The following is a 23,402-nucleotide window of genomic DNA, read 5'->3' as shown; positions in this document are numbered from 1 at the left end:
GATGCAACGACGCCGCTCGACGGTCGCACCTCAGTCCACCGCCGAGAAAATGATCAAAAATCGCGCGACAGAGTGATCGAGAAGATGCGCGGACGAAGCGGCGTGTATTGGGGCAGCGCTCGCACGGAGAAAGGATTGCCGTACGCGAACGTGTCGGCACGTGTGTCGAGCAGGTTGTCGATATCGATGCGCACGGTCAGCGGCGACAGTGTCGTCGTCACCCCGGCGCGGAGGACCGCATAGCCATCCATGCGCCGGTCGAGCCCGTCGTCGAAGCTCAGTCGTGTGCTGCCGGTGAAATTGACGCCCGCATAGGGACGCACCTCGATTCCCTTCCATCGGACCGAGCGTTCGACGGTCAGGCGATAGGCAATGTCGGGAGTCATCGGCAGGCGCCGGTCGTCGGGCAGCCGGGTGCCGTCGGGGGCCGTGTGGAGACGGGCACGCTGCACGGTCATTCCGGCGCTGAGCCGCCACGATGCCCCGGGACGCCAGTCGAGCGAGGCTTCCAGGCCGGCGACGACCGCGTCGCCGGCATTGCGTGTCGCGATCAGCCCGTTCGCTTCGAGATAGTCGGACTGCATGTCGCGCCATTGCGCAAAATAGAGCGCGGTATCGAGCGACAAGCGATCGCCCGCCAGCTTCAGCCGCGTGCCAATGTCGAGGTTGCGGACCTCGTCGGCCTGATACCGTCCGGTGCGGGCATTACCCGGGTCGAGGCCCCCCGGCCGGAACGCCGTGGCGATGCGCGCATAGACCATCCCGGTGGCGCCAAGATCATAGGATAGCGATAGATTGGGGGTGAAGCCGGTCAGGCCGCGCGCGCTGGCGGTGGGCGCGGAGGGTTCGGTCCGTTCGTCCTCAGCCGACGAGCGGAACACGCGAAAGCCGCCTGCCAAGGTCAGGCGGCCGCCGATCGGCAACGATCCGTCCGCGAAGGCGGCCGCTTCGGTCGCGCGGCGGTGCAGGGTGAAATAGGGTGTCCAGCTGGTCGGCCCGACTTGAGCGTCGCCCGATGCCCTGGTCGATGCCGCGAGATAGGACAGCCCGGCGGTCCAGGCGAAACGATCCCCGGGAGCCGATACCAGGCGGATTTCCTGGTCGAACACGCGATAGGAACGGCGGTCGCGCCACGCGACGGCGTCCGGGATCCCGAGCACGTCGGGCGCGAACGACAGGTCGAAAAGGTCGTTCTGTTCCTGCCAGGTCTGGCTGGTGGCGACGACCAGCCGCAGGCGACCGATCGGCCCCTCGGCGCGAAGTTGCGCGAGCTTGAAGTCGGTGGCGCTGGGTTCGCGTATCGCGGCGGGCCGTGCCAGATCCTCTCCCGCGCGATAGACATATTGGCTGTCGCGCGAAGCGCGATGCTGGATCGCTCCGGTCAGGTCGATCGACCAGCCCGATGCCGGCGCGATGCGCAACGAGGCGCGCCCGCCGGCCAGGACTTTCTGATTGGCGTCGTTCGGCGCGGGCCGGTCGTCGATCCAACCGCCACCGAGCGCCGCATAGCCGACCAGTCGTACCGCGGCCGCGTCGGTCACCAGCGGCAAATTGAGGACACCTTCCGCCGATCCGCCCGGGCCGCCGTCGGACAAGGCGTTCAGCGAAAAAGCGGTGGCGCCCGACACGTCGCCCAGGATCGGGCGATTGGTGACGATGCGATACACGCCCCCCAGCGCGCCGGTGCCGTACAATGGCCCTTGCGGTCCTTTCAGCACTTCCACGCGCGCCACGTCGACCAGTCGCAGGGCGGGTTCGGGAGCATCGTAGGTGATGCGACCATCGTCGACCTGGACGCTGACCGTCGTCTGGCTGAACCCGTTGAACGGGCTGTCCGCCAGGCCGCGAATAAAGGTGCGGTCGCTTCCTTCGTCGCGCCCGGCGACGATCAGGCCGTCGACCGAACGGGCAACGTCGCGCTGGCCGCTCTCGGCCCCGGCCGGCGTCGTGGAATCGGGCACGTATACCGCGATCGGCGCCGGCACGCGCGACAGCATTTCGGGCAGTTTGCGGCCGGTGATGATGATGTCGGGTTGCGGCGAAGACGGTGACTCCATGACCAGCGCCGGCCCGGCGGAAGGCGCGTGGGGCGGATGCTGACGGCGGACCAGCCGAAACGCCATCGGACCGATCCTGACCGCCTTGATCGGAGTGTCGCGTAGCAGTTTGTCGACCGCTTCGTGTGGGGACATGCGACCGTTGACCCCGCGGACGCGGAGCGTCGGTAGCGTCGCGTCATAGCCGAACGACACGCCGGTCTGCGCTGCCAGCGACGCCAGCGCATCGGTCAGGTTGCCGGGCGGGATGGCGATGGAAGCGGCGGCGTCGCGGGCTGCGGCCGGATTGGTCGACAATAAGACGCTAGTCGCTAGTGCCGCCGCCCAGCAATATCGCATCGCCCTCCCTTCGTGCGCTCACGCCGGCCAGCTGCCGGACCGATGCGACCATCGATTCGCGGTCGCCGGGCGCCAATACGCCCGAGAAACGCCGCTGCGCGACTCCGTTATCCACCGAAACGGGGCGGCCGGTATATCGGGTGATGTCCGCGGCGACCAACGACAGCGGAACCTGATCGTAGATGAAGCGGCCGTTGCGCCAGGCCCCGACCGACGCGGGCGCTGCCGTCACCAGCGCGATCGTGCCGCGCGCGACGTCGCCGATGACGGCGTGACCGCCGGTGACCTCGGTTGCGGACGACGCGCCCGGCGCCGACACCGACACGGTTCCCTCGGCGACCGCGACGCGGATGGTCTTGCCGTCGCTGTTGATGTCGAACCGGGTGCCGACGTCGCGCACTTCATATCCGGATATGGTGACGGTCAGCGGACGCGCCGGATCGTGGCGCACATCGAAATAGGCCGAGCCGGCGAGCTTCACCGGCGCGCCGCTGGCGATGTCCAGCCGCGAGCCGCCGGACAGGGTAGCGGTCGCGCCATCGGCGATAGCGACGGTTCGTGTCTGTCCGGTGGCGGCGACATACCTGTTTGTCGCCGGTGCCGACGGGCCATTCACCCACCAGCCTCCGGCGGTCAGCGCGACCAACAACGCGGCGGCGATCCCGCCCCAGGCAAGATAGGGGCGACGAGCCGGCGGCGGTGCGTCGGAACTGGCATCGTCGATTGCGTCGTCATTTGCCGGCAGGCTGGCGGAGACGGCGCCGCGGGCGGTGTCGATGCGCTCGTCGAGCAACGCGATCTCGTCATAGGACTCGCGATGGCGCGGGTCTGCCTCCAGCCACGCCGTGAAGCCGTCCCAATCCATATCGTCGTGCGCTTGCGCTTGATGCCATAGCGCGGCCGCCTCCATAATCTCGTCGTTCATCGTTCGTGCCGCGACGGGCCGTTGCCGGTCCGTCGTCCCTGTCCGATCGAAAGACGCCGCGCTGTTGCCATACCTCAGTCCTTCAAGGCGCGACGAAGATGCGCCATTGCCACGGCGATGTGTTTTTCCACCCCGCTGCGGCTGATGCCGAGCCGCGCCGCCACCTCCGCATGCGACAGCCCGTCCAGCTTGTGCAGGCGAAAGGCGCGGCCGGCGCCTTCCGGCAACGCCGCGATAGCCGCGGCGAGCGCCGCCGCTTCCTCGCGCTCGATGATGTTATCCGCGGCGCTGGGGCGCGCATCGGCGGCTTCGCCGGCGACCTTGATCGTCTGGCTGTCGGCCCAGTCGCTGTCGCGCCGCTCGCGACGGCGGCGTTCGCGGACGCGATCGAGCACTAGGTTCTGGGCGACACGGTAAAGATAGGCGCGGCCATTGCCGATCGGCCCCGGATCGGCGGCCTGGATCCGCAGCCATAGTTCCTGGACCAAATCCTCGGCCTCGACGCGATCGCCGGTGCGGGCCGCCAGAAAGCGCAGGAGTTCGCCGCGCAACTCTCCGAACAGCTGGATCAGACCGGATGACGAGGACGAAATGAGGCGCTCCTTGGACGGAGCGTGGCCATGCCCGATGCGGGCTATTCCGACAAGGTTTTGCCGGGGACTGCGGTTGCGCGGCGAGGCGTCGTCTGTGTGGCATGAGGATCGTCGATGTCTGCGCCTTTTACACTCCCCATGGCGGGGGTGTTCGTACCTATGTCGAGCGCAAGCTGAAGGTGGCGAGCGCGCTGGGGCACGAGATGATCGTCCTCGCGCCCGGCGCCGATGACGCGATCGTCGAGCGCGCGCCCGGCGCGTTGCTCGCAACGATCAAGGCGCCGACGTTCGCGCTCGATCGCCGATATCGCTATTTCGGTGACGAAGCGTCGCTGCACCGCGCGCTCGACGCCTGGCGCCCGGATGTGGTCGAGGCGTCTTCGCCGTGGAGCAGCGCCTCGATGGTCGCGCGGTGGCGCGGCGATGCGGTGCGATCGCTCGTCATGCACGCCGATCCGCTGTCGGCCTACGCCTATCGGTGGTTTGGCACCGTGGCGAGTATCGGCACGATCGATCGCGGGTTCGATCGCTATTGGCGGCATCTGCGGCGGCTCGATCGGGCGTTCGACCTCGTCGTGACGGCGAGCGACAATCTGACGCGGCGTCTGCGCGGCGGCGGCCTGGCCAAGGTTGCGACGATTCCCATGGGCGTCGAACCCGGCATCTTTTCGCCCGACCGTCGCGATCCGCTCCTGCGCGAAGAACTGTTGGCGCGGTGCGGGCTCGGACTCGAGTCGACCTTGCTGCTCGGCGTCGGGCGATATTCTCCGGAAAAGCGCTGGAGCATGGTGATCGACGCGGTGATCGCGGCCGGCGTCCACGCTCCGGTCGGGCTGGCCCTGATCGGCGAGGGGCGCCACGTCGATCGCCTCATTGCTCGGGCGGGAGGATCGCCCCACATCGTGGTCGGCCAGCCGGTGAAGGACCGTGCGCAGCTGGCCACGATCATGGCGAGCGCGGATGCGCTCGTCCACGGCTGCGAGGCCGAGACATTCTGCATGGTCGCGGCGGAAGCCAAGGCGAGTGGATTGCCGTTGATCGTACCCGATCGCGGTGGCGCCGCCGACCATGCGATGGATGGTCGCGATCGGCGATATCAGGCGGCCAATGGCCAGTCGTTGCGCGACACGATCCTGGCGGCGGCGGCCGACCGCAGTCCGGTCAATATCCGGCAGCGCCCGCGACAGATGGACGAGCATTTCGCCGACCTCTTTGCACGCTATGCGACCCTGCGCGCGCCGAGCGACCGAGTGGCGGCCTGACCGCGCGCGCCGATCGCGCGCTTATTTGACCGGCGACGCGGTGCCCGGCTCTACGGTCGGGGTCGCCGGCGCAGCCTTGGCAGCCGACATGATCGGCTTGTCGGGGTCCGGATCGAAGGGCGCGATCTTGCGGCCATGCAGGCCGTCGATCTCCGCTTGTCGGCGCCACAGATAATAAGAGCGCGTGGCGATATAGGGGTTCCGCGCCGCCCGTAACTGGTTGAGCTGATCGTCGAATTCGGCGCGGCGGTCGAGCATGTGGACGCCCCCCGTACCGACGTTGAACACGGGCTTGTTGAAGGGCGCGCCGAGATAGAGCGGCATCATCATGCGGTCGACGCCACCACCAAGCAAATCGCGTAGTGTCGTCGGGCCGATCAGCGGCAAGAACAGGAATGGCCCCGGACCCACGCCATAATAGCCAAGGGTATCGGCGAAGCTGTTCTTGCGCCGGGGCAGGTTGATCGGGCGGCGTTTTGCGAAGTCCACCAAGCCGGCGACGCCAACGGTCGAATTGATCACGAAGCGACCCGCCGTCTCTGCCGCCTTGCCCGGCTTCAGTTGCAAGAGGTAGTTCACGAAGACGATCGGTTCGTGCAGGTTGATGAAGAAGTTTCGCAGTCCGTCGCGTACCGGCTTCGGCACGGTGTGCTCGAACGATCGCGCGACCGGCCCGATGACCGCGCGATCGACCGCCTGGGTCGCCGCGTACGATTGTTCGTTGATCGCGGCCAGTGGATCGCCTGGCGAGCGGCGTCGCCCCGACACGACGATGTCGCCGTCGGCAGCGGGTGGCTGGGGCGAGGGCGTCACGGTCGACTGTGGAGCGCTACCCGTGGGGGTGGGGGGTGGTGTCGGCGCCGACTGGTCAGGGGTGAGCGACCCTTCCGCCTGGAGCTGGACGATCGTCGTGCTTGGTACGCTGTAACCCGGATCGTCGACGCCGCCCGGCGTGCACGTCAACATCATCACAACGGCAAAAGCGGCAGCGCTCATCATCACCCCTTGTCGGTCATCTGTCAGGACGACGACGCGCCGGACCTTTTCCGCAGTCGGCGAATGCGAGCGGAACAACGTTATGCGACAGCGCCCCGCGCTGTTCAGGTCATGCCGGGGGCATGACCGGCCCGGTGCACCCGCAGGCGGGAGAGGGCTAGGAACGGCGATTGTCTCCCTTCAAAACCGCCTTCCTTTTGACCGCGGGACGCGGCATGACCGTTTCGAAGACCGGGTATGAAGCTCGGCCGTGACGAGTGGGAGTGGGGCATGGAGATCGTCGCCGACGGATTGCGGTTCCCCGAAGGCCCGGTAGCGATGGCCGATGGCAGCGTCATCCTGGTCGAGATCGAGGCGGGGCGTATCACCCGGGTCCGCCCCGACGGCTCCAAGGAAACAGTGGCGGAGCCCGGTGGCGGCCCCAACGGGCTGGCGATCGGCCCTGACGGCAAGCTCTATTGCTGCAACAATGGCGGCTTCGACTATATCGAGAGCAACGGGATGCTGGCGCCGCATGGCATCGCGCATGATTATTCAGGCGGGCGGATCGAGCGGATCGACATTGCCACCGGCGCGGTGGAAGTGCTCTACAAATCGGGCGATTTCGGCTGCGTGCTGCGCGGCCCCAATGACATCGTTTTCGATGGCGAAGGCGGCTTCTGGTTCACCGATCATGGCAAGGTCGATTACGAGAAGCGTTGCCATGACATCGTCGGCATCTTCTACGGCAAGGTCGACGGCAGCCATCTCGAGGAAGTGATTTTCCCGAGCCAGAACCCCAACGGCGTGGGCCTGTCGCCCGACGGCAAGCGGCTCTATGCGGCGGAAACTTATACGTGCCGGCTGATGGCGTTCAACGTGATCGCGCCGGGCAAGGTCGACGGCAGCGCGGGCCCGGGCGGCCCCGGCATCCCGCTCTATCGCCCCGCGGGCTACAAGTTCTTCGACTCGCTCGGCGTGGAGGCGTGCGGCAACATCTGCGTCGCGACGATCGGCGAATGCGGCATTTCGGTGATTTCGCCCCAGGGCGAATTGGTCGAGTTCGTTCCCACCGACGACATCTTCACCACCAACATTTGCTGGGGCGGGGACGATATGATGGATGCCTATATCTGCCTGTCGGGAACCGGGCGCCTCGCCAAGCTCCGCTGGCCGCGCCCAGGCCTCAAGCTCAAATATAACGGATAAGCATCATGCTGCGGATCATCGGCAATCACGTCTCGCCTTATGCGCGCAAGGTCTTCCTGGCGCTCGATCATAAGGGCGTCGAGTATGAGATCGACCCGATCGTGCCGTTTTTCGGCGGCGACGAATTCACCCGGCTCAATCCGCTCAGACGTATCCCGGTGCTGATTGACGGTGATCTGGTGATCCCCGATTCGACCGTGATCTGCGAATATCTCGACGACCGCTATCCCGAGAAGCCGCTCTACCCGGCCGATCCCGCCCAGCGGGCGCGGGCGCGCTGGCTGGAGGAATTCGCCGACAGCCGATTGGGCGACGTGATGATCTGGAAGCTGTTCTTCCAGCGCAACGTGAAGCCGCGCGTGTGGAAGCAGGATACCGATGAGGATCTGGTCGCCGCCGTCCTCACCCGCGATTTGCCCGAGATCATGGACTGGCTCGAGCCCCAGGCGCCCGTCGCCGGGTTCGTGTTCGACGATCTGTCGATGATCGACCTGACGTTCGCCAGTTTCTTTCGCAACGCGGCGCTGGCCGGCTGGACGCCTGACGCGGCACGGTGGCCGCGCATCGCCGCCTGGATCGACCACGTTTCCGCGACGCCGCTGTTCGCACGATCGGTAGTTGCCGAACAGATCATGCTGACCACCCGCGGCGCCGACCAGCGCGCGGCGTTGGAGGCGGCGGGATTGAAGGTTGCGGATTCGAGTGTGCGGGGCGACATACCCCGTCGCGGACCCATGTCGGTTTGACGCAGGAGAACATCATGGGCCGCTGGCAACTCGAGATCGCGCGCGACGACATCGCGCAGGCGGACATCGTCGACTTGCCGGAGCGCGCGCCGGCGCCGGGCGAGGCCGAATTCGCGATCGATCTCGTCGCGCTGACCGCCAACAATATCACTTATGCCGCCTTGGGCCAGAAGACGCCGTTCCTCGGGCCGGACGCAGGCTATTGGGACTTTTTCTCCGAGCGCGATGAGCCGGGCCGGCTGCCGGTCTGGGGGTTCGCGACGGTGACGCGGTCGGCGGCCGAGGGGCTCTCCGTGGGCGACCGCTTTTATGGCTATTGGCCGCTTGCCAGCCATGCCGTGCTCGCGGCCGAGCAAATCCGCGGCACCGGCTTTACCGAGGCGACCCCGCGTCGCGCGTCGTTGCCCGGGGCCTATAATCAATATTCGCGGCTCAAAGCGCTGGGCGATTATCGTGAGGCGGATCACGACTGGTGGCCGATCTATCGCCCGCTGTTCCTGACCGGCTGGCTGATCGCCGACCAGTTCGAGGACGAAGACGATTTCGATGCCGGCACCGTGATCGTCAGCGGAGCGTCGAGCAAGACTGCTTTGGCCTTTGCGCATGTGATGAAGGCGCGCGGACATGGGCCCCGGCTGGTCGCGCTCGCTTCGGCACGCAGCGCCGGCTTCACCGCCGATACCGGATTGTACGATCAGGTCGTCGATTATGGCGCGATCGACGCCATCGAGGCCCAGGGGAAAGTCGCGTTGGTCGACTTCGCCGGCAATCCGGCGGCGACGCGTGCGGTGCACGAACGCTTCGGCGATGCGCTGGCGGTCGATATGATCGTCGGTATCACGCATTGGGATGCCGAGCGCGGCAGTGCCCCGCTGCCCGGGCCTCGCCCGATCGGTTTCTTCGCCCCGGGAAGGATGAAGAAGCGGTCGAAGGACTGGGGCGCCCATGGCTTGCGCCGGCAAAGCGAAGAAGCGTGGCTCGACTTCATGCCGACCGCCAAACGGTTGACCGCGATCGATCGCCGCTCGGGCGCCGAGGCCGCGCTGGCCGCCTATCGCGATGCGGTCGCCGGCAAGGTCGATCCACGCGTTGGTCTGCTCATCGAACCATGACGCGCGACACCGTGATCTTCGATTTCGGCGGGGTGATCACTTCCTCGCCGTTCGAAGCGTTCAACCGGATGGAGGCCGAACGCGGCCTGCCGCACAATGTCGTCCGCCGGATCAACTCGACCAATCCGGACGGCAATGCCTGGGCCTTGTTCGAGCGCGCGGAGATCGACGCCGCGCGGTTCGACTCGCTGTTCGCGGAAGAGGCGCGTGCCTTTGGCCACGACCTTCCCGGGCGTGACGTGCTCGCGCTGCTGTCGGGCGACATTCGCCCGGACATGGTCGCGGCGCTCGATTGGCTGAAGGCGAACGGCTATCGCATCGCCTGCATCACCAACAACGTTCCCGCCGGGCATGGCGCCCAGATGTCGTCGACCGCGGAAAAGGCGGAGGCGATCGCGGCGATCATGGCGCGGTTCGACCATGTCGTCGAAAGCTCCAGGGTCGGCATTCGCAAGCCCGATCCGGCAATCTATCGCCTGGCTTGCGATGCCCTGGGCGTGGCGCCCGACCAGTGCGTCTATCTCGACGATCTCGGGATCAACTGCAAACCCGCCGCGGCGCTCGGCATGGCGGCGATCAAGGTCTCGACCAGTGCGCAGGCCCTGGCCGATCTCGAAACTGCGCTCGGCCTCGAAAGCGAGGCGCTGCGCTGACGACCGTTCGTGAAAGCACGTATTGTTCCGGGCCGGAAATTATTTACGAAGGCGACGAATGGCGATCCGACGACACCGTGAACGACATCTGGTCCAGCGCATCGGCTGGCTGCGCGCGGCCGTGCTTGGCGCCAACGACGGCATTCTGTCGACCGCCAGCCTGATCGTCGGCGTCGCGGCCGCCAATGCCGACCGCGCCACCTTGTTGCTGACCGGGATTTCGGGGCTCGCCGCTGGTGCCTTGTCGATGGCGGCGGGCGAATATGTTTCGGTCAGCAGCCAGGCCGATACCGAACGCGCCGACATCGCGCGCGAAACCTTGGAACTGTCCGACGAACCCGAAGCCGAACGCCAGGAGCTCGCCGCGATCTATCGCCAGCGCGGGCTCGACCATGATTTGTCGCTTCAGGTCGCCGATCAGCTGATGGCGCATGACGCGCTGGGCGCGCATCTGCGAGACGAGCTCGGGATCAGCGAGGATCTTGCCGCGCGGCCGGTCCAGGCCGCGTTGGCCTCCGCCGGCAGTTTCGCTATCGGCGCGATCGTCCCGGTGCTGATGACATTGCTGTTCGGCGGCCGCTCGCTGGTCGTGGCCGTGATGGCCGTCACGCTCGTCCTTCTCGCCGTGACCGGGGCGATCGGGGCTCATGCCGGTGGTGCGAACCAGATACGCGGGGCAATACGCGTCGTGTTCTGGGGCGCGCTCGCGATGGCGGTCACCGCCGCTATCGGTCACCTGTTCGGCACGCAGGTCTGAGAGACGCGACCGTTTCGGCTTCGCTGAAGCCGAAACGAAAAAGGCCGCGCGGGTTTCCCCGCGCGGCCCCTGCTGTCCGTTTGGTTGATCGTTAGATCAGAACTTCACGCCGAAGCCGATCAGGCCCTGGTGACGGGCCAGGTCGGTGTCCGAATAGTTGGTGTAGCGATATTCGGCGCGGACGAGCATGTTCTTGGCCACGGGCAGTTCGACACCGGTGCCGACGCGCCAGCCATCCGAATTGGTGCCATCCTTGGTGGTGGTCCCGCCGGCCGTGTAGGTGGCGTTGACGCGGCCATTGGCATAACCGCCCTTGACGTAGAGCAGCGCCTTGTTGCCGACGACGACACCAGCGCGCACGCCGGCATAGAGATCGCGGCCGGCCTTGACGCAAAGGCGGTCACCCGCGGCGATGGCATTGCTGACGCAATCCTTGGCGGTCGAACCGTCGATTTCGCCTTCGACGCCGAACACGGCCTTGCCGGCCTGATAATCGTAGCCGATGACGCCGCCATAGGAGAGGCCGGTCTCGTTATCGATCGAGCTGGTGACATGGTCGATGCCGGTCACGGCGAGGATCTTGAAACCCTGAAATTCCTTGCCCTCGGGGGCGGAAGCGGGGGCATCCTGCGCGAGGGCAGGGGTAGCGATGGCGGCACTGGCCAACAGGGCGGACGCGATAAGGAAACGCATGAAAACTCCTGACTAAACAAAAAACCGGGGGGCTTGCGACCCCCCCGGTTCGTCGCGCTTTGGACACGGTTCGTGGCGGGATTTGGGCGGCCGCGAAGAGCGGCTGCCGCTATTTTGCCGCACATGCGAACAGTGAGTCCGGCCCGGCCGCAAAGTCGGTGGCCCCGCTTGCTCCTTACCGCGCTGCCATCTATTCGGCGCGCATCACCCAAGGAGTCCGCATGGCCCGTAAGCTTTATTCCGATGCCGCCTCGGCGCTCGACGGCGTGTTGTTCGACGGTATGACGATCTGTGCCGGCGGGTTCGGCCTGTGCGGCATTCCCGAGCGCCTGATCGACGCGATCCGCGACGCCGGCACCAAGGATCTGACGATCGCCAGCAACAATGCCGGCATCGACGGGGAAGGGCTCGGCAAGCTGCTCCGCACGCGCCAGGTCAAGAAGATGATCAGTTCCTATGTCGGCGAGAACAAGGAATTCGAACGTCAGTATCTGGCGGGCGAGCTCGAGGTCGAGTTCTGCCCCCAGGGCACGCTCGCCGAACGTTGCCGCGCGGGTGGGGCAGGCATTCCCGGCTTCTACACCAAGACCGGGGTCGGCACCCAGGTCGCCGAGGGCAAGGAAGTGAAGACGTTCGACGGCGAGGATTATATCCTCGAACGCGGCATCCGTGCCGATCTGTCGATCATCAAGGGATGGAAGGCCGACGAGGCGGGCAACCTCATCTTCCGCAAGACCGCGCGCAATTTCAACCAGCCGATGGCGACCGCGGGCAAGGTCTGCGTCGCCGAAGTCGAGGAAATCGTGCCCGTAGGCAGCTTCGATCCCGATCAGGTCCATTTGCCGGGCATCTATGTGAACCGCCTGATCGTCGGCAGCCCCTACGACAAGAAGATCGAATTCCGCACCGTGCGCGAGCGGGTTGCGGCGTGACCAAGGGGCGCTTGGCGCTATTGATGCTGCTCGTCGGCAGCACCGCGAACAGCGGGTGCGTCGCCGCCGCCGTGCCGGTGCTCGCGGCGGGAGCGATCGGCAAGAAGCAGTTCTTCGGCAAGAAGGACGAGGATCTGCCGTCGGCGACCCCGCCGGCGCTCGCAGCCGCCAGCGCGCAGTCCACGCCGGCCGGAATCCCGGCGGCCGACGCAATTCCTTCCGCTGCCCCGACCACGCCGGCGGCACCCCCGCCGGGCAGCGTGCCGCCCGGCATGCAATATCTCTACGGCTCGGGCGAAGCCTCGGCGGTGTCGATCCAGGCCTATCTTTCGCTGACCGACTTCCTGGTCGCGCGCGGCGGCGATTTCGCGGTCGGCCATCCCATTTCGTCGGTCGTGCTCGCACCAGACGCGACGCTGGACGCACCCAAATTCCTCAAATGCGGCCCCAGGCAGCGCCCCGCTGTCGTACTCGATATCGACGAGACGGCGCTGCTGAACCTCGGCTACGAAGCCGATGATAGCCAGCGCAGCGGCGCTTATGACCAGAAACGCTGGGACCGCTGGGAAGCGAGCGGGGTGACCGCGGTCGACCCGGTTCCGGGCGTGCTCGACGCGGTGCGGGCGGCGCGTGCGAGCGGGATCGAGGTGGTGTTCAACTCCAACCGCTCGTCGGCCAACGCCTCGGCGACGATCGATGCGCTCACCCTGGCCGGCCTGGGCCCCGTGGTTCACTGGCAAAATCTGTGGCTGAAGGGCGACGACGCGACCGGTGGCAGCGGCAAGGACGCCCGGCGCTGGGCGATTTCTGCCAAATATTGCGTGATCGCGATGGTCGGCGACCAACTCGGTGATTTCACCGATTTGTTCAACGCATCCGGCATGACGCCCGCGCAACGTCGCGCGCAGACCAATTCGCCCAAGCTCAGGATGTTGTGGGGCCACGGCTGGTTCGTGCTGCCGAACCCTGTGTATGGCACCGCGCTCAAGGGCGATATCGACGACGTCTTCCCCAAGGACCGGCGCTGGACCGATCCCGGTGCGCAGCCGATCGCGGCCACTCCGCTACCGGCACCGTCACCTGTGTCCGCCGGGACTTCCACTTCTCCGCCGGTGAAGAAATGACCGAGAAGCCGGTCCCGATCGACCTCGTTCCCTTTGCCGAAACGCTCGGCGACAGCCGCGAATTCCTGCGCGTCTGGTCAAAGGACGGCGGCACCTTGTGCTTCGTCAACCCGCGCCCGCTGGGCGCCGACCCGGCATTGTTCGGTATCGCGATGGTCGACGTCATCCGCAATGCCGCGTCGACTTATGCCAAGGCCATCGGTGTGTCCGAGGATCAGGCGTTCGAACGGATCTGGATGGGGCTCGATGCCGAGCGCGGCGCGCCCTCCGAAGACGATGCTTTGCCGCCCCCCGTGGTGGTTGCCAGAAAGGAAGATTGATGGCCTGGACTCGTGACGACATGGCCGCCCGCGCCGCCAAGGAACTGCGCGACGGTTATTATGTGAACCTCGGCATCGGCATTCCGACCCTGGTCGCGAACCATATTCCGGCCGGCGTCGAGGTGACGTTGCAGTCGGAAAACGGCATGCTCGGGATCGGCCCGTTTCCCTATGCCGGGGAGGAAGATCCCGACCTGATCAACGCCGGCAAGCAGACGATCAGCGAATTGCCGCAATCGGTCTATTTCTCCTCGGCCGACAGTTTCGCGATGATCCGCGGCGGGCATATCGACCTGACCGTGCTGGGCGCGATGGAAGTCGCGGAGAATGGCGACATCGCCAATTGGATGATCCCGGGGAAGATGATCAAGGGCATGGGCGGGGCGATGGATTTGGTCGCCGGCGTCAAGAAGATCATCGTCGTGATGGAGCATACCAGCAAGAACGGCGATCCCAAGTTCATCCCGGCCTGCACCCTGCCGCTGACCGGCAAGAACGTGGTCGACATGATCATCACCGACCTAGCCGTGTTCCAGCGCCCCGATCATCAATCGCCGTTCCGGCTGATCGAGATCGCGCCGGGCGTCACTGCGGATGAAGTGGCGGCCAAGACGACGGCAAAATACGACGCGCTGGCCACGGCGTGACGCATGGCGCGAGCAGGCAGGCAAGATCGCCAGGCTCCCGCATGAAATCGGAATAACGAAGGCGGAGGCCGGATAGCGAATGCGGATATTGCTGACGGGATCGACCGGTTGGCTGGGCCGTTATCTCGCGCCGATGCTGCGCGCCGCCGGTCATCAGGTCGTTGGAATGGACGTCGCGCCCGGTCCCGACACGCGCGTCGTCGGCAGCGTGGCCGATCGTGCCTTGGTCGAACGCGTGATGTTCAGCCATGGGATCGAGGGCGTGATCCACGGCGCGGCGCTGCACAAGCCCGATATCGTGCGCTACCCGCGCCAGGCGTTCATCGACGTCAACGTGACGGGGACGTTGAACCTGCTCGAGTGCGCGATCGCGGCGGGTGCCGATCGGTTCGTCTTCACCTCGACGACATCTCTGATGATCACCCAGGATATTCGCGACGAGACTTCCGATCATGCGGTGTGGCTCGACGAAACCAGCGGACCGCTCAGCCCCCGCAACATCTATGGGGTGACCAAGCGCGCGGCGGAGGAATTGTGCCGCCTGGTGCATGCCGAAACCCGCCTGCCGATCATCGTCCTGCGTACGTCGCGCTTTTTCCCCGAGGATGACGACACGCATCGCGACCTGTCGGGCGAGAATATGAAGGCCAACGAATTTCTCAATCGCCGCCTGACGGTCGAGGATTGTGCGCGCGCGCATATCGCCGCGCTCGATCGCGCCCCGGCGATCGGTTTTGCGACCTATATCGCCTCGGCACCCACGCCGTTTTCGCGCGACGATGTCGTCGAACTGAAGCGCGACGCACGAGCGGTGATCGCGCGGCTGTTTCCCGATGCCGCCGAGTTGTTCGCTGCACGCGGATGGTCGCTGCCGGCCAGTATCGGCCGCGTCTACGACGCCAGCGCGCTCGAACGCGGCCTCGGCTTCCGCTGCGCGACCGACTTCGCGGCAATCCTCTCCGCGATGCGAGCGGGCGACCAATTTCCGTTCGAGCACGACGCCGCCTATGTCTCGCCCAAGGAGTGATGCCGTCGAGGAGAGGGGGCGGAAAAACCCAGTCGCCTCACCGTTTCTTCCAATCTGACCGGCAAACAGTTTTCCTTTGTTGCTTGCGATTGGGCGCGGAGCGAGTAAGCCGCCGCCATGACCGCCCGCCCACAGACCCTGTATGAGAAAATCTGGAACGCCCACGTCGTCGAACGCCGCGACGACGGCACGTACCTGATCTATATCGACCGCCATTTGGTCCACGAAGTCACCAGCCCGCAGGCGTTCGAGGGACTCCGCGCCGCCGGGCGTGCCGTGCGCCGGCCCGATCTTACGCTAGCGGTTCCCGACCATAATCTGCCGACGACTCCGCGCGTCGATGCCGCCGGTCACGCGATCCCGATCGCCGATCCCGAAAGCGCCAACCAGCTCGAGACGTTGCGCCACAACGTCGCCGAATTCGGCGTGCCCTATATCGACGCACTCGCTGCGGCGCAGGGCATCGTCCATGTCGTCGGTCCCGAACAGGGCTTCACCTTGCCCGGCACGACGCTCGTCTGCGGCGACAGCCATACCTCGGCGCATGGCGCGCTGGGCGCGCTGGCCTTCGGCATCGGCACCAGCGAGGTCGAGCATGTCCTCGCCACCCAGACGCTGTTGCTCCAGCAATCGAAGACGATGGAAGTGCGTGTCGACGGCAATCTCGGCTTTGGCGTGTCGGCCAAGGACGTCGTGCTGGCGATCATCGGGCGGATCGGCGCGGCCGGCGGCACCGGCTATGTCATCGAATATACCGGCGACACGATCCGCAACCTGTCGGTTGAGGGGCGGCTGACAGTCGCCAACATGTCGATCGAAGGCGGCGCACGCGCCGGCCTGATTGCCCCGGACGACACGACCTTCGCCTATCTCAAGGGGCGGCCGATGGCCCCGGCGGGCGAGGAATGGGAAAAGGCGGTGGCCTGGTGGCGGACGCTGCCGTCCGATGCCCAGGCGGTCTACGACGCGACCGTCCGCCTGTCGGCGAGCGACATCGCGCCGTCATTGACCTGGGGCACCAGTCCCGAAGACGTGGTCCCGATCACCGGACGCGTGCCCGATCCCGACAGTTTCGCGGATCCCTCGAAGCGCGTCGCGGCGCAAAAGTCGCTCGATTACATGGGCCTGACCCCTGGCACCGCGATGCAGGACGTCGGGGTCGATCAGGTCTTCATCGGCAGCTGCACCAACAGCCGGATCGAGGATCTGCGCGCGGCCGCGTCGGTGGCGAACGGCCGCCACGTCGCCGACGGCGTCCGCGCCCTGGTCGTGCCAGGCTCGGGGCTGGTCAAGCGTCAGGCCGAGGCGGAGGGGCTGGACAGCATCTTCATTTCCGCCGGATTCGAATGGCGTGAGCCCGGATGCTCGATGTGCCTGGCAATGAACCCCGATAAAGTACCGGCTGGTCAAAGATGCGCTTCCACCTCGAATCGTAATTTCGTAGGAAGGCAGGGGCCGGGCGCGCGAACACATTTATTATCCCCGGCAATGGCGGCGGCGGCGGCGGTAACGGGCCGATTGACCGACGTCCGCGAGTTGATGGGGGATCGCCAATGAAACGCGTACTCGTTCTGCTGGTCGCCGGTTCGATCCTGAGCGGCATTGCCGCTTATGCCGCCATGGCGATGCCTGCTCTTCCTGAAAAGCCAAGCGAAAAGCCGAATAAGTGACTCCAGTCCGTAAGGTTGAAGGCCGCGCTTATCCCTGGGGTGCGAAGAACATCGATACCGATGTGATCATCCCGGCGCACTGGTTGAAGACGATCAGCCGCGCCGGCCTGGGCAAGGGCGCGTTCGAAACGGTTCGTGCCAACCCCGATAACATCTTCGACGATCCGCGCTATGCCGGCGCTCCGATCCTGATCGCTGGGGACAATTTCGGTTGCGGCTCGAGCCGCGAACACGCCGCCTGGGCACTGATGGACATGGGTATTCAGGCGATCATCGCGCCGAGCTATTCGGACATCTTCTCGGGCAACGCGGTCAAGAACGGGATCGTTCCCGTCGTCCTGCCCCAGGATGCGATCGACCGACTGGTCGAGGTCGCGAAGACCGACGAAGTGACCGTCGACCTGGAGACCATGACGGTCACCACGCCGTTCCAGGACCGCTTCGAATTCTCCATCGACCCTTTTCGACGCCAGTGCCTGATGGAAGGGCTGGACGAGGTGGGATTGACGCTGGCAAGGGATACCGCGATTTCGAAATACGAATCCGCGGTCTCGTCAGAACGGCCGTGGCTCAGCCGGGAGAGAGACTATGCGGGCCTTGCTGTCGAAAGCGCCGGGCGGACCTGAAACGCTAATAATGGACGACCTGCCCGATCCCGTAGCGGGGCCGGGCCAGGTGGTGGTCGCCGTCAAGGCCTGCAGCATCAATTATCCCGACGTCCTGATCATCGAGGACAAATACCAGATGAAGCCGCCGCGCCCGTTCGCGCCGGGCAGCGAGATATCGGGCGTGGTCGAGAGCGTCGGCGAGGGTGTGACCGACTTTAAGCCGGGTGACCGCGTCTTGTGCACGACGGGCGCGGGTGGCCTGGTGGAGAAGATCGCGGTTCCGGCCGCGTCGCTTTACGCGCTACCCGCCGAACGCAGTTTCGAGGAAGGAGCCTCGCTGCTCCTGACCTATGCCACCAGCATCCATGCGCTGCTCGACCGCGGTCATCTCAAGGAAGGCCAGACCCTGTTGGTGCTGGGCGCCGCGGGTGGCGTCGGACTGGCCGCGGTCGAACTCGGCAAGGCGTTCGGCGCACGCGTCGTGGCGGCAGTGTCGTCCGAGGAAAAGGCGCAGGCGTGCCGCGACGCTGGTGCCGACGATGTCGTTATTTATGGCCGTGCGCCGTTCGACAAGGATCAGTCGAAGGCGCTGGCCGACCAGTTCAAGGCGGTGCTGGGCGCCGGCGGCGCTGACGTCATCTACGATCCGGTCGGTGGCGATTATGCCGAGCCGGCCTTGCGCTCGATCGGTTGGGAAGGGCGCTATCTGGTCGTCGGTTTCCCCGCCGGCATCCCCAAATTGCCGCTCAACCTGACCTTGCTCAAGAGCTGCGACGTCTGCGGCGTCTTCTGGGGCGCCTTCGCCGCGCGCGATCCCCAGGCCAATCGTGCCCATGTCGATCGCCTGTTCCGCTTGTGGAAGGATGGCAGCATCGCGCCGCGTGTGACCGAGGTCTTCCCGTTCGAACGCGGCGGCGACGCCATCGCCAAGATGGCGGCGCGCGGAGCGATCGGGAAGCTGGTGGTCAAGGTGGCCGACTAGCTCGTCCGATCTGGGATGAGGAGGAATATATACACCCCTTCCCATCGTCGTTGCGCAATCCTATCTCCCAAGGCGTAACGAACGCCAGGGAGTAAACATGACCACCTTCGACGACCGCGAACGCGCTTTCGAAACCAAGTTCGCGCGCGATGAAGAGATGGCGTTCCGCGTGATCGCCCGACGCAACAAGCTGCTCGGCCAATGGGCCGCGGGGCTGATGAAACTGACCCCCGAAGAAGCCGACGCTTATTCCAAGGCGGTCGTCCAGGCCGATTTCGAGGAAGCCGGTGACGAGGACGTCGTGCGCAAATTGTTCGGCGACCTGACCGCCGCCGGAGTCGAGATCGAGGAAGCCGACGTCCGCAAGGCGATCGAGGATCATATGGTCGAAGCGCGCCGGCAGCTGATGGAATCCAAATAAGATGCCGATGGCGGCCGATGACATACGGGCGTTGATCGTTGCGGGCATTCCTGACGCGCGGGTCGAGATCACCGACCTGGCCGGCGATGGCGACCATTATTCTGCACGGGTGGTGAGCAAGTCGTTCAGCGGACTGTCACGCGTGAAGCAGCATCAGGCGGTTTATGCCGCGTTGGGCGGACGGATGGGCGGTGTGCTCCATGCGCTCCAGCTCACGACCGCCGCCGAATGAAGGAGTGAAGACGATGACCGACGCCGCACAGGCGCGTATTGCGGAACTGGTACAGCGTTCTGACGTACTGCTATTCATGAAAGGCAGCCCCTTATTCCCGCAATGTGGCTTTTCGAGCCGCGCTGTGGCGATTCTTCAGCATCTCGGAGTCGAGTTCGACAGCGTCGACGTGCTCCAGGATCAGGAAGTCCGTCAGGGGATCAAGGCGTTCAGCGACTGGCCGACCATTCCCCAACTCTATGTGAAGGGCGAATTCGTCGGCGGGTCGGACATCATGATGGAAATGTACGAGAGCGGGGAGCTGTCGCAATTGCTCTCCGAACAAGGAGCTACTCCCGCCGCCTGACCGGCACGCGAAAAAAGGGAATAATACATGCTGCTGCAAGGCGACCCCCCGCGCCGCGCAGGAGAGAGCGGTGCGCCGCTGATCCTATGCGATTTGACTCAAAGCTACGCGCCTTCGGGCGGTGGCGGCATCAGTACCTATCTGCGTGAAAAGCGCGACTATGTACTGACCCATACCCCGCACCATCTGCTTCAGATCGTGCCGGGGCCAGAAGACAAGATCACGGTCAATGGCCGTCACATCTTCGCGGAAGTTGGTGCGCCGCCCGTGCATGGCAGCCCCAATTACCGGTTCATCCTGCGCACCGGTGTGGTCCGCGACATCCTGGCGAAATATCGGCCCGACGTGATCGAGTCGCTATGTCCCTGGGTTCTGCCCTGGACCGCGATCAACCATCGCCGGAAATTCCCGGAAACGACGTTGGTCGCCGGCTATCGCACCGACTTTCCAAATGCGCATGTCTATCGCGTCGGCCGCGACAAGTTTGGCGAGACGATCGGTCGCGGGCTGCAATGGCTGAGCTATGGCTATGCCGAACTCACCTATCGCGAGTTCGACTGGGTCTATACGTTGAGCGAGGACGCCAGACAGGTGCTGGCGCAACGCAGGATCAGGCGGACCGACGTGTTGCCGCTGGGTGTCGATATCGACATGTTCTCGCCCGCCAAGCGCGACCCGGCATTTCGCAATGAACTCGGTTTCGACTTCCGCGGTCCCTTGCTCGTCTATGCCGGCCGCGTCGATAACGAGAAGCGCGCCGACCGTTTGGTCGCCATGTTCAAGCAATTGCCCCGCGACCTCGACGCCGCGATGGTGATGATCGGCGACGGCAAGCTGATGGACCGGCTCAAGGCCCAGGCGAAGGGATTGCCGATCGCTTTCCCCGGGTTCGAAAAGAACCGGGCCGAGCTTGCCCGCGCGCTGGCCTCGTCGGATGTCTATGTCTCCGCGATGGCGGACGAAACGTTCGGCATCTCGGTGCTCGAGGCGCAGGCTTGCGCGCTCCCGGTCGTCGGCGTGGCGTCGGGCGCGATGCCGGACCGCGTGCCCCCAAGCCTCGGTCTGTTGGGCCCGGTCGACGACACAATGGCGATGGCCGCGAACGTGCTCAAGATCTGGCGCGACGATCATCAAGCGATCGGTATCGAGGCGCGCCATCACGTCGAAACCAACTTCAGCTGGAAACGCACCTTCGACCGTTTGCTCGGCGACATCTATCCCAAGGCGATGGCGCAAGCCGCTGCGCGGGCGACCTCCGGCAAAAGCGGGTGGTTTGGCGGAGTCCGGGAGCCGCAACCGCTCGCTGCTGAGTGATCGCGCTGAAAGTCTGATCTGCGGGAAGCCGGGTGAGGGCGGACCGGTGCAAGATCGGGGGAGCGACCGGTCCGCCCTGCTGAAGCGGGAAACCGCTCGGGCACGCGATACTGTGCAGGGGGCATGCCAGTCCGTGCCAGGCAAGGGTTTCCGCGGCGTTCGATGGTTAATAACCCTCTGGCCCTTGTGCCGCTTGTAAGAAATCTCGACGGTTTCCCGCTCATCACTGTCACCCCGAACTTGTTCCGGGGCCCAATCCTCCACAACGGAATCAAGCCGTTGTTGCCCGTTGGATGCCGGGACGGGCCCGGCATGACGGGATAGGGTGAGCCTCGTCCTCCGCTATTGACTACAGCCGTAATCGGTGTGATTACATCCGTAGTCATAGCGAGGAGCGAGTCGTGGCCGAACGCATCAGTGATGCCGAACATGCGGTGATGGAAGTGCTGTGGGAGGAAAGCCCGCTGACGGCACAGGACGTTGCCGAACGCGTCCCCGCCGAACGCGGCTGGAGCGCCAATACCGTCAAGACCTTGCTCGGCCGCCTGCTCGCCAAGAATGCGATCGCGCATGAGGAAGAGGGGCGGCGCTATCTCTATCGCCCGCTCGTCGAGCGCGAGGATTATGTCGCGGGTGAATCGCAGCGGCTGATCGATCGCCTGTTCGGCGGCAAGCTGACCCCGCTCGTCGCGCATCTCGCCGATCGCGACCAATTGACCGCGCAGGACATTGCCGAGATCGAGGCGATCCTGAAGGAGCTCAAGGCGTGATCGCCTGGGCGATCGAGGCGCTGCTCGCCTCCACGCTGCTGATGGCGGTGGTGCTCGTCATCCGCGCGCCGGTCCGTCGTCAGTTCGGGCCCGGAATCGCCTATGCGCTTTGGGCGCTTCCCGCGGTCCGGCTGTTGTTGCCGCCTTTGCCGCAACTGCACAGCGCGGCGCCGCAATTGCTCAACCGGGCGAGCCAGACCGTCACCATCTACGTCATCGAGCCGCTCGGAGGCTCGGCCGCCGCGCCCGCGTCGCTCTACTCCTCGCTTGGCGCGGCTTTGGCCGTGCTGTGGGGCGTGGGCGCGGCGGCATTCCTGATCTGGCACGGGCTCGGGCATTGGCGCTTCTGTCGCCGGATGATCGACCAGAGCGTTTCCACCGAGCGCGCCGGCGACATCGAAGTGATCGAGACATTGGCGGCGTCGGGACCGCTCGCCTTTGGCATCTTCCGCCGCTACGTCGCCTTTCCGCGCGATTTCGCCGAGCGCTACGATGCCGACGAGCGCGAACTGGCGCTGTTGCATGAGCTTGGCCACCACCAGCGCGGCGACCTGATCGCCAATTGGGTCGCGCTGGCGGTACTTGCGCTCCACTGGTTCAACCCGCTGGCCTGGCGCGCTTTCCGTGCGTTCCGTGCCGATCAGGAAATGGCCAATGACGCGCTGGTGCTGGCCGGCCGCTCGGCGATCGACCGTCACACTTATGCCTGTGCGATCGTCAAGGCGGCGCATGGCGGCGCGGTGTCGGCGGCCTGCCACCTCCACACCATACAAGATCTGAAAGGACGTTTGAGGATGCTTACCACCGGACGCCGTTCACGGCTTCGACTGACGCTGGGCGGCACCGCCGTCGCGGCGCTGATGATCGGCGGCCTCGCCGTCACCGCCAGCGGCACGCCCGCCGCCGCCACCGTGCGCGCCGGGGTCGAGAAAGCCACCGGCATCGACATCGCGGCGATCGATGCGCGGGTCGCCGCCCGGCTGCAGTCGGTTCCGCCGGCGCCCCCGGCCGAACCCGAAGGTGCGCCCCTACCGCCGCCGCCGGCCCCGCCAGCCCGCGCGGAGATGCCGGCGGCGCCTGACGATGCCATGACCGTCACTGAGGACAGCGACGGCAAGGACGGTAAGAAGATGGGCAAGCGTTTCAAGATCGTCCGCGTCAACAAGGACGGCAAGATGATGACCGAGGATTGGGTCGGTCCGATCAACGTTCCGGACGTGCGGAATAGCAATTGCGGCACCGGATCGTCGGGCGACGATCGCAACATGGTCGTCAACAAGATGCGCGGCGACAAGCGGATCATCATCATCTGCAACGACCGCATCGCGCGCGTCGTCACGATGAGCAAGGCCACCATGGAGAAGTCCAAGGACATCCAGCGCATGGCCTATACCCACGCTCTGGAAGGCCTGCACCGCGCCCGCGAACGAGTAGCCGGTGACGAGCGGATGGCTGCCGAGGCGAAGCGCGACGCACTCGACAGCATCGATGAGTCGATCAGGGAGATGGAAGCCGACCTGGCCAATCCGGATTGATTGCTTTGCCCTCTCCCGCAAGCGGGAGAGGTTGGGTGAGGGTCTTCTTTCTTCTTCCAGGCGTATGCCGAGATAGAAAAAGGAAGAAGACCCTCACCCTCCCACCGCTTTCGCGGCGGGCCCCTCCCTCTCCCGCAAGCGGGAGAGGGGCGC

25 protein-coding genes are annotated in these 23,402 nt (G+C 65.5%); 20 read left to right on the top strand and 5 right to left on the bottom strand.

Annotated features, from left to right (window positions below; translation table 11 throughout):
- Nucleotides 1-53: 53 nt before the first annotated feature.
- The 3 genes from SMA01S_RS03870 to SMA01S_RS03860 all read right to left on the bottom strand — a co-directional run bounded on the left by SMA01S_RS03870 (nucleotide 54) and on the right by SMA01S_RS03860 (nucleotide 3,884).
- Nucleotides 54-2,396, bottom strand: a complete 2,343-nt coding sequence (locus SMA01S_RS03870; RefSeq protein WP_084250026.1) for a TonB-dependent receptor — start codon at nucleotides 2,394-2,396, stop codon at nucleotides 54-56.
- On the bottom strand, nucleotides 2,362-3,321 hold the full coding sequence (locus SMA01S_RS03865; RefSeq protein WP_066817447.1) for a FecR family protein: 960 nt from the start codon (nucleotides 3,319-3,321) through the stop codon (nucleotides 2,362-2,364). Before SMA01S_RS03865 ends, SMA01S_RS03870 begins: the two co-directional genes overlap by 35 nt.
- 74 nt (nucleotides 3,322-3,395) lie before the next feature.
- Nucleotides 3,396-3,884: a sigma-70 family RNA polymerase sigma factor gene (locus tag SMA01S_RS03860; RefSeq protein ID WP_084250041.1), complete on the bottom strand. Its 489-nt coding sequence runs from the start codon at nucleotides 3,882-3,884 to the stop codon at nucleotides 3,396-3,398.
- A gap of 131 nt (nucleotides 3,885-4,015) precedes the next feature.
- On the opposite strand from SMA01S_RS03860, the gene SMA01S_RS03855 reads away from it, so the two are divergent.
- A complete protein-coding gene (locus tag SMA01S_RS03855; protein ID WP_066817444.1) occupies nucleotides 4,016-5,176 on the top strand; it encodes a glycosyltransferase in 1,161 nt (386 codons plus the stop codon).
- A gap of 21 nt (nucleotides 5,177-5,197) precedes the next feature.
- On the opposite strand, the gene SMA01S_RS03850 is transcribed toward SMA01S_RS03855, so the two are convergent.
- Complete coding sequence (locus tag SMA01S_RS03850) at nucleotides 5,198-6,172, bottom strand: MlaA family lipoprotein (RefSeq protein WP_084250040.1); 975 nt, start codon at nucleotides 6,170-6,172, stop codon at nucleotides 5,198-5,200.
- 237 nt (nucleotides 6,173-6,409) lie between these two features.
- On the opposite strand from SMA01S_RS03850, the gene SMA01S_RS03845 reads away from it, so the two are divergent.
- The 5 genes from SMA01S_RS03845 to SMA01S_RS03825 are packed head-to-tail and all read left to right on the top strand — an operon-like array spanning nucleotide 6,410 to nucleotide 10,628.
- Nucleotides 6,410-7,360, top strand: a complete 951-nt coding sequence (locus tag SMA01S_RS03845; protein ID WP_439654297.1) for an SMP-30/gluconolactonase/LRE family protein — start codon at nucleotides 6,410-6,412, stop codon at nucleotides 7,358-7,360.
- Nucleotides 7,361-7,365: 5 nt separating this feature from the next.
- A complete protein-coding gene (locus SMA01S_RS03840; RefSeq protein WP_218016819.1) occupies nucleotides 7,366-8,106 on the top strand; it encodes a glutathione S-transferase family protein in 741 nt (246 codons plus the stop codon).
- A gap of 14 nt (nucleotides 8,107-8,120) precedes the next feature.
- Nucleotides 8,121-9,218, top strand: coding sequence for a DUF2855 family protein (locus tag SMA01S_RS03835; protein ID WP_066817438.1), 1,098 nt, complete (start codon nucleotides 8,121-8,123; stop codon nucleotides 9,216-9,218).
- On the top strand, nucleotides 9,215-9,871 hold the full coding sequence (locus SMA01S_RS03830; protein ID WP_066817435.1) for an HAD-IA family hydrolase: 657 nt from the start codon (nucleotides 9,215-9,217) through the stop codon (nucleotides 9,869-9,871). Before SMA01S_RS03835 ends, SMA01S_RS03830 begins: the two co-directional genes overlap by 4 nt.
- Before the next feature lie 58 nt (nucleotides 9,872-9,929).
- Complete coding sequence (locus SMA01S_RS03825) at nucleotides 9,930-10,628, top strand: VIT1/CCC1 transporter family protein (protein WP_174543073.1); 699 nt, start codon at nucleotides 9,930-9,932, stop codon at nucleotides 10,626-10,628.
- A 96-nt stretch (nucleotides 10,629-10,724) separates the two neighbouring features.
- On the opposite strand, the gene SMA01S_RS03820 is transcribed toward SMA01S_RS03825, so the two are convergent.
- The gene (locus SMA01S_RS03820) at nucleotides 10,725-11,321 is read right to left on the bottom strand and encodes an outer membrane protein (protein ID WP_066817432.1); all 597 of its coding nucleotides are present in this window, start codon (nucleotides 11,319-11,321) and stop codon (nucleotides 10,725-10,727) included.
- Nucleotides 11,322-11,542: 221 nt separating this feature from the next.
- Between SMA01S_RS03820 and SMA01S_RS03815 the strand changes: the two genes are divergently transcribed.
- The 14 genes from SMA01S_RS03815 to SMA01S_RS03750 all read left to right on the top strand — a co-directional run bounded on the left by SMA01S_RS03815 (nucleotide 11,543) and on the right by SMA01S_RS03750 (nucleotide 23,249).
- Nucleotides 11,543-12,253 (top strand): CoA transferase subunit A, encoded by a 711-nt coding sequence (locus tag SMA01S_RS03815; protein WP_066817598.1) that lies wholly within the window; start codon nucleotides 11,543-11,545, stop codon nucleotides 12,251-12,253.
- Nucleotides 12,250-13,377 (top strand): HAD family acid phosphatase, encoded by a 1,128-nt coding sequence (locus SMA01S_RS03810; RefSeq protein WP_245649136.1) that lies wholly within the window; start codon nucleotides 12,250-12,252, stop codon nucleotides 13,375-13,377. The genes SMA01S_RS03815 and SMA01S_RS03810 overlap by 4 nt, the downstream gene beginning before the upstream one ends.
- Nucleotides 13,374-13,697, top strand: coding sequence for a DUF5076 domain-containing protein (locus SMA01S_RS03805; protein WP_066817430.1), 324 nt, complete (start codon nucleotides 13,374-13,376; stop codon nucleotides 13,695-13,697). The genes SMA01S_RS03810 and SMA01S_RS03805 overlap by 4 nt, the downstream gene beginning before the upstream one ends.
- Nucleotides 13,697-14,344, top strand: a complete 648-nt coding sequence (locus SMA01S_RS03800) for a CoA transferase subunit B (protein WP_066817427.1) — start codon at nucleotides 13,697-13,699, stop codon at nucleotides 14,342-14,344. Before SMA01S_RS03805 ends, SMA01S_RS03800 begins: the two co-directional genes overlap by 1 nt.
- Before the next feature lie 79 nt (nucleotides 14,345-14,423).
- Nucleotides 14,424-15,371, top strand: a complete 948-nt coding sequence (locus tag SMA01S_RS03795; RefSeq protein ID WP_066817425.1) for an NAD-dependent epimerase/dehydratase family protein — start codon at nucleotides 14,424-14,426, stop codon at nucleotides 15,369-15,371.
- Between the two features lie 117 nt (nucleotides 15,372-15,488).
- On the top strand, nucleotides 15,489-16,928 hold the full coding sequence (gene leuC, locus SMA01S_RS03790; protein ID WP_066817423.1) for a 3-isopropylmalate dehydratase large subunit: 1,440 nt from the start codon (nucleotides 15,489-15,491) through the stop codon (nucleotides 16,926-16,928).
- Between the two features lie 109 nt (nucleotides 16,929-17,037).
- Nucleotides 17,038-17,667, top strand: coding sequence for a 3-isopropylmalate dehydratase small subunit (gene leuD, locus SMA01S_RS03785; protein WP_066817421.1), 630 nt, complete (start codon nucleotides 17,038-17,040; stop codon nucleotides 17,665-17,667).
- Nucleotides 17,630-18,631 carry an NADPH:quinone oxidoreductase family protein gene (locus tag SMA01S_RS03780; RefSeq protein WP_174543071.1) on the top strand — a complete coding sequence of 334 codons (1,002 nt, stop codon included), beginning with the start codon at nucleotides 17,630-17,632 and terminating at the stop codon, nucleotides 18,629-18,631. Before leuD ends, SMA01S_RS03780 begins: the two co-directional genes overlap by 38 nt.
- Before the next feature lie 97 nt (nucleotides 18,632-18,728).
- Nucleotides 18,729-19,052, top strand: coding sequence for a DUF1476 domain-containing protein (locus SMA01S_RS03775; protein ID WP_066817419.1), 324 nt, complete (start codon nucleotides 18,729-18,731; stop codon nucleotides 19,050-19,052).
- Nucleotide 19,053: 1 nt separating this feature from the next.
- Entirely contained in the window at nucleotides 19,054-19,284 is a 231-nt protein-coding gene (locus SMA01S_RS03770) for a BolA family protein (RefSeq protein ID WP_066590447.1), read from the top strand.
- A 13-nt stretch (nucleotides 19,285-19,297) separates the two neighbouring features.
- Nucleotides 19,298-19,630, top strand: coding sequence for a Grx4 family monothiol glutaredoxin (gene grxD / locus SMA01S_RS03765; RefSeq protein ID WP_066817410.1), 333 nt, complete (start codon nucleotides 19,298-19,300; stop codon nucleotides 19,628-19,630).
- A gap of 27 nt (nucleotides 19,631-19,657) precedes the next feature.
- The gene (locus tag SMA01S_RS03760) at nucleotides 19,658-20,944 is read left to right on the top strand and encodes a glycosyltransferase (RefSeq protein WP_066817408.1); all 1,287 of its coding nucleotides are present in this window, start codon (nucleotides 19,658-19,660) and stop codon (nucleotides 20,942-20,944) included.
- 401 nt (nucleotides 20,945-21,345) lie between these two features.
- Nucleotides 21,346-21,714, top strand: a complete 369-nt coding sequence (locus tag SMA01S_RS03755) for a BlaI/MecI/CopY family transcriptional regulator (protein WP_066817405.1) — start codon at nucleotides 21,346-21,348, stop codon at nucleotides 21,712-21,714.
- Nucleotides 21,711-23,249 (top strand): M56 family metallopeptidase, encoded by a 1,539-nt coding sequence (locus tag SMA01S_RS03750; protein ID WP_066817401.1) that lies wholly within the window; start codon nucleotides 21,711-21,713, stop codon nucleotides 23,247-23,249. Before SMA01S_RS03755 ends, SMA01S_RS03750 begins: the two co-directional genes overlap by 4 nt.
- The last annotated feature ends 153 nt before the right edge of the window (nucleotides 23,250-23,402 follow it).

This window comes from Sphingomonas mali NBRC 15500 (genome assembly GCF_001598415.1).
GTDB classification, from domain to species: domain Bacteria; phylum Pseudomonadota; class Alphaproteobacteria; order Sphingomonadales; family Sphingomonadaceae; genus Sphingomonas; species Sphingomonas mali.
The sequence above is the reverse complement of the archived record's forward strand: the minus strand, read 5'-3'. Positions and strand labels throughout refer to the sequence as shown.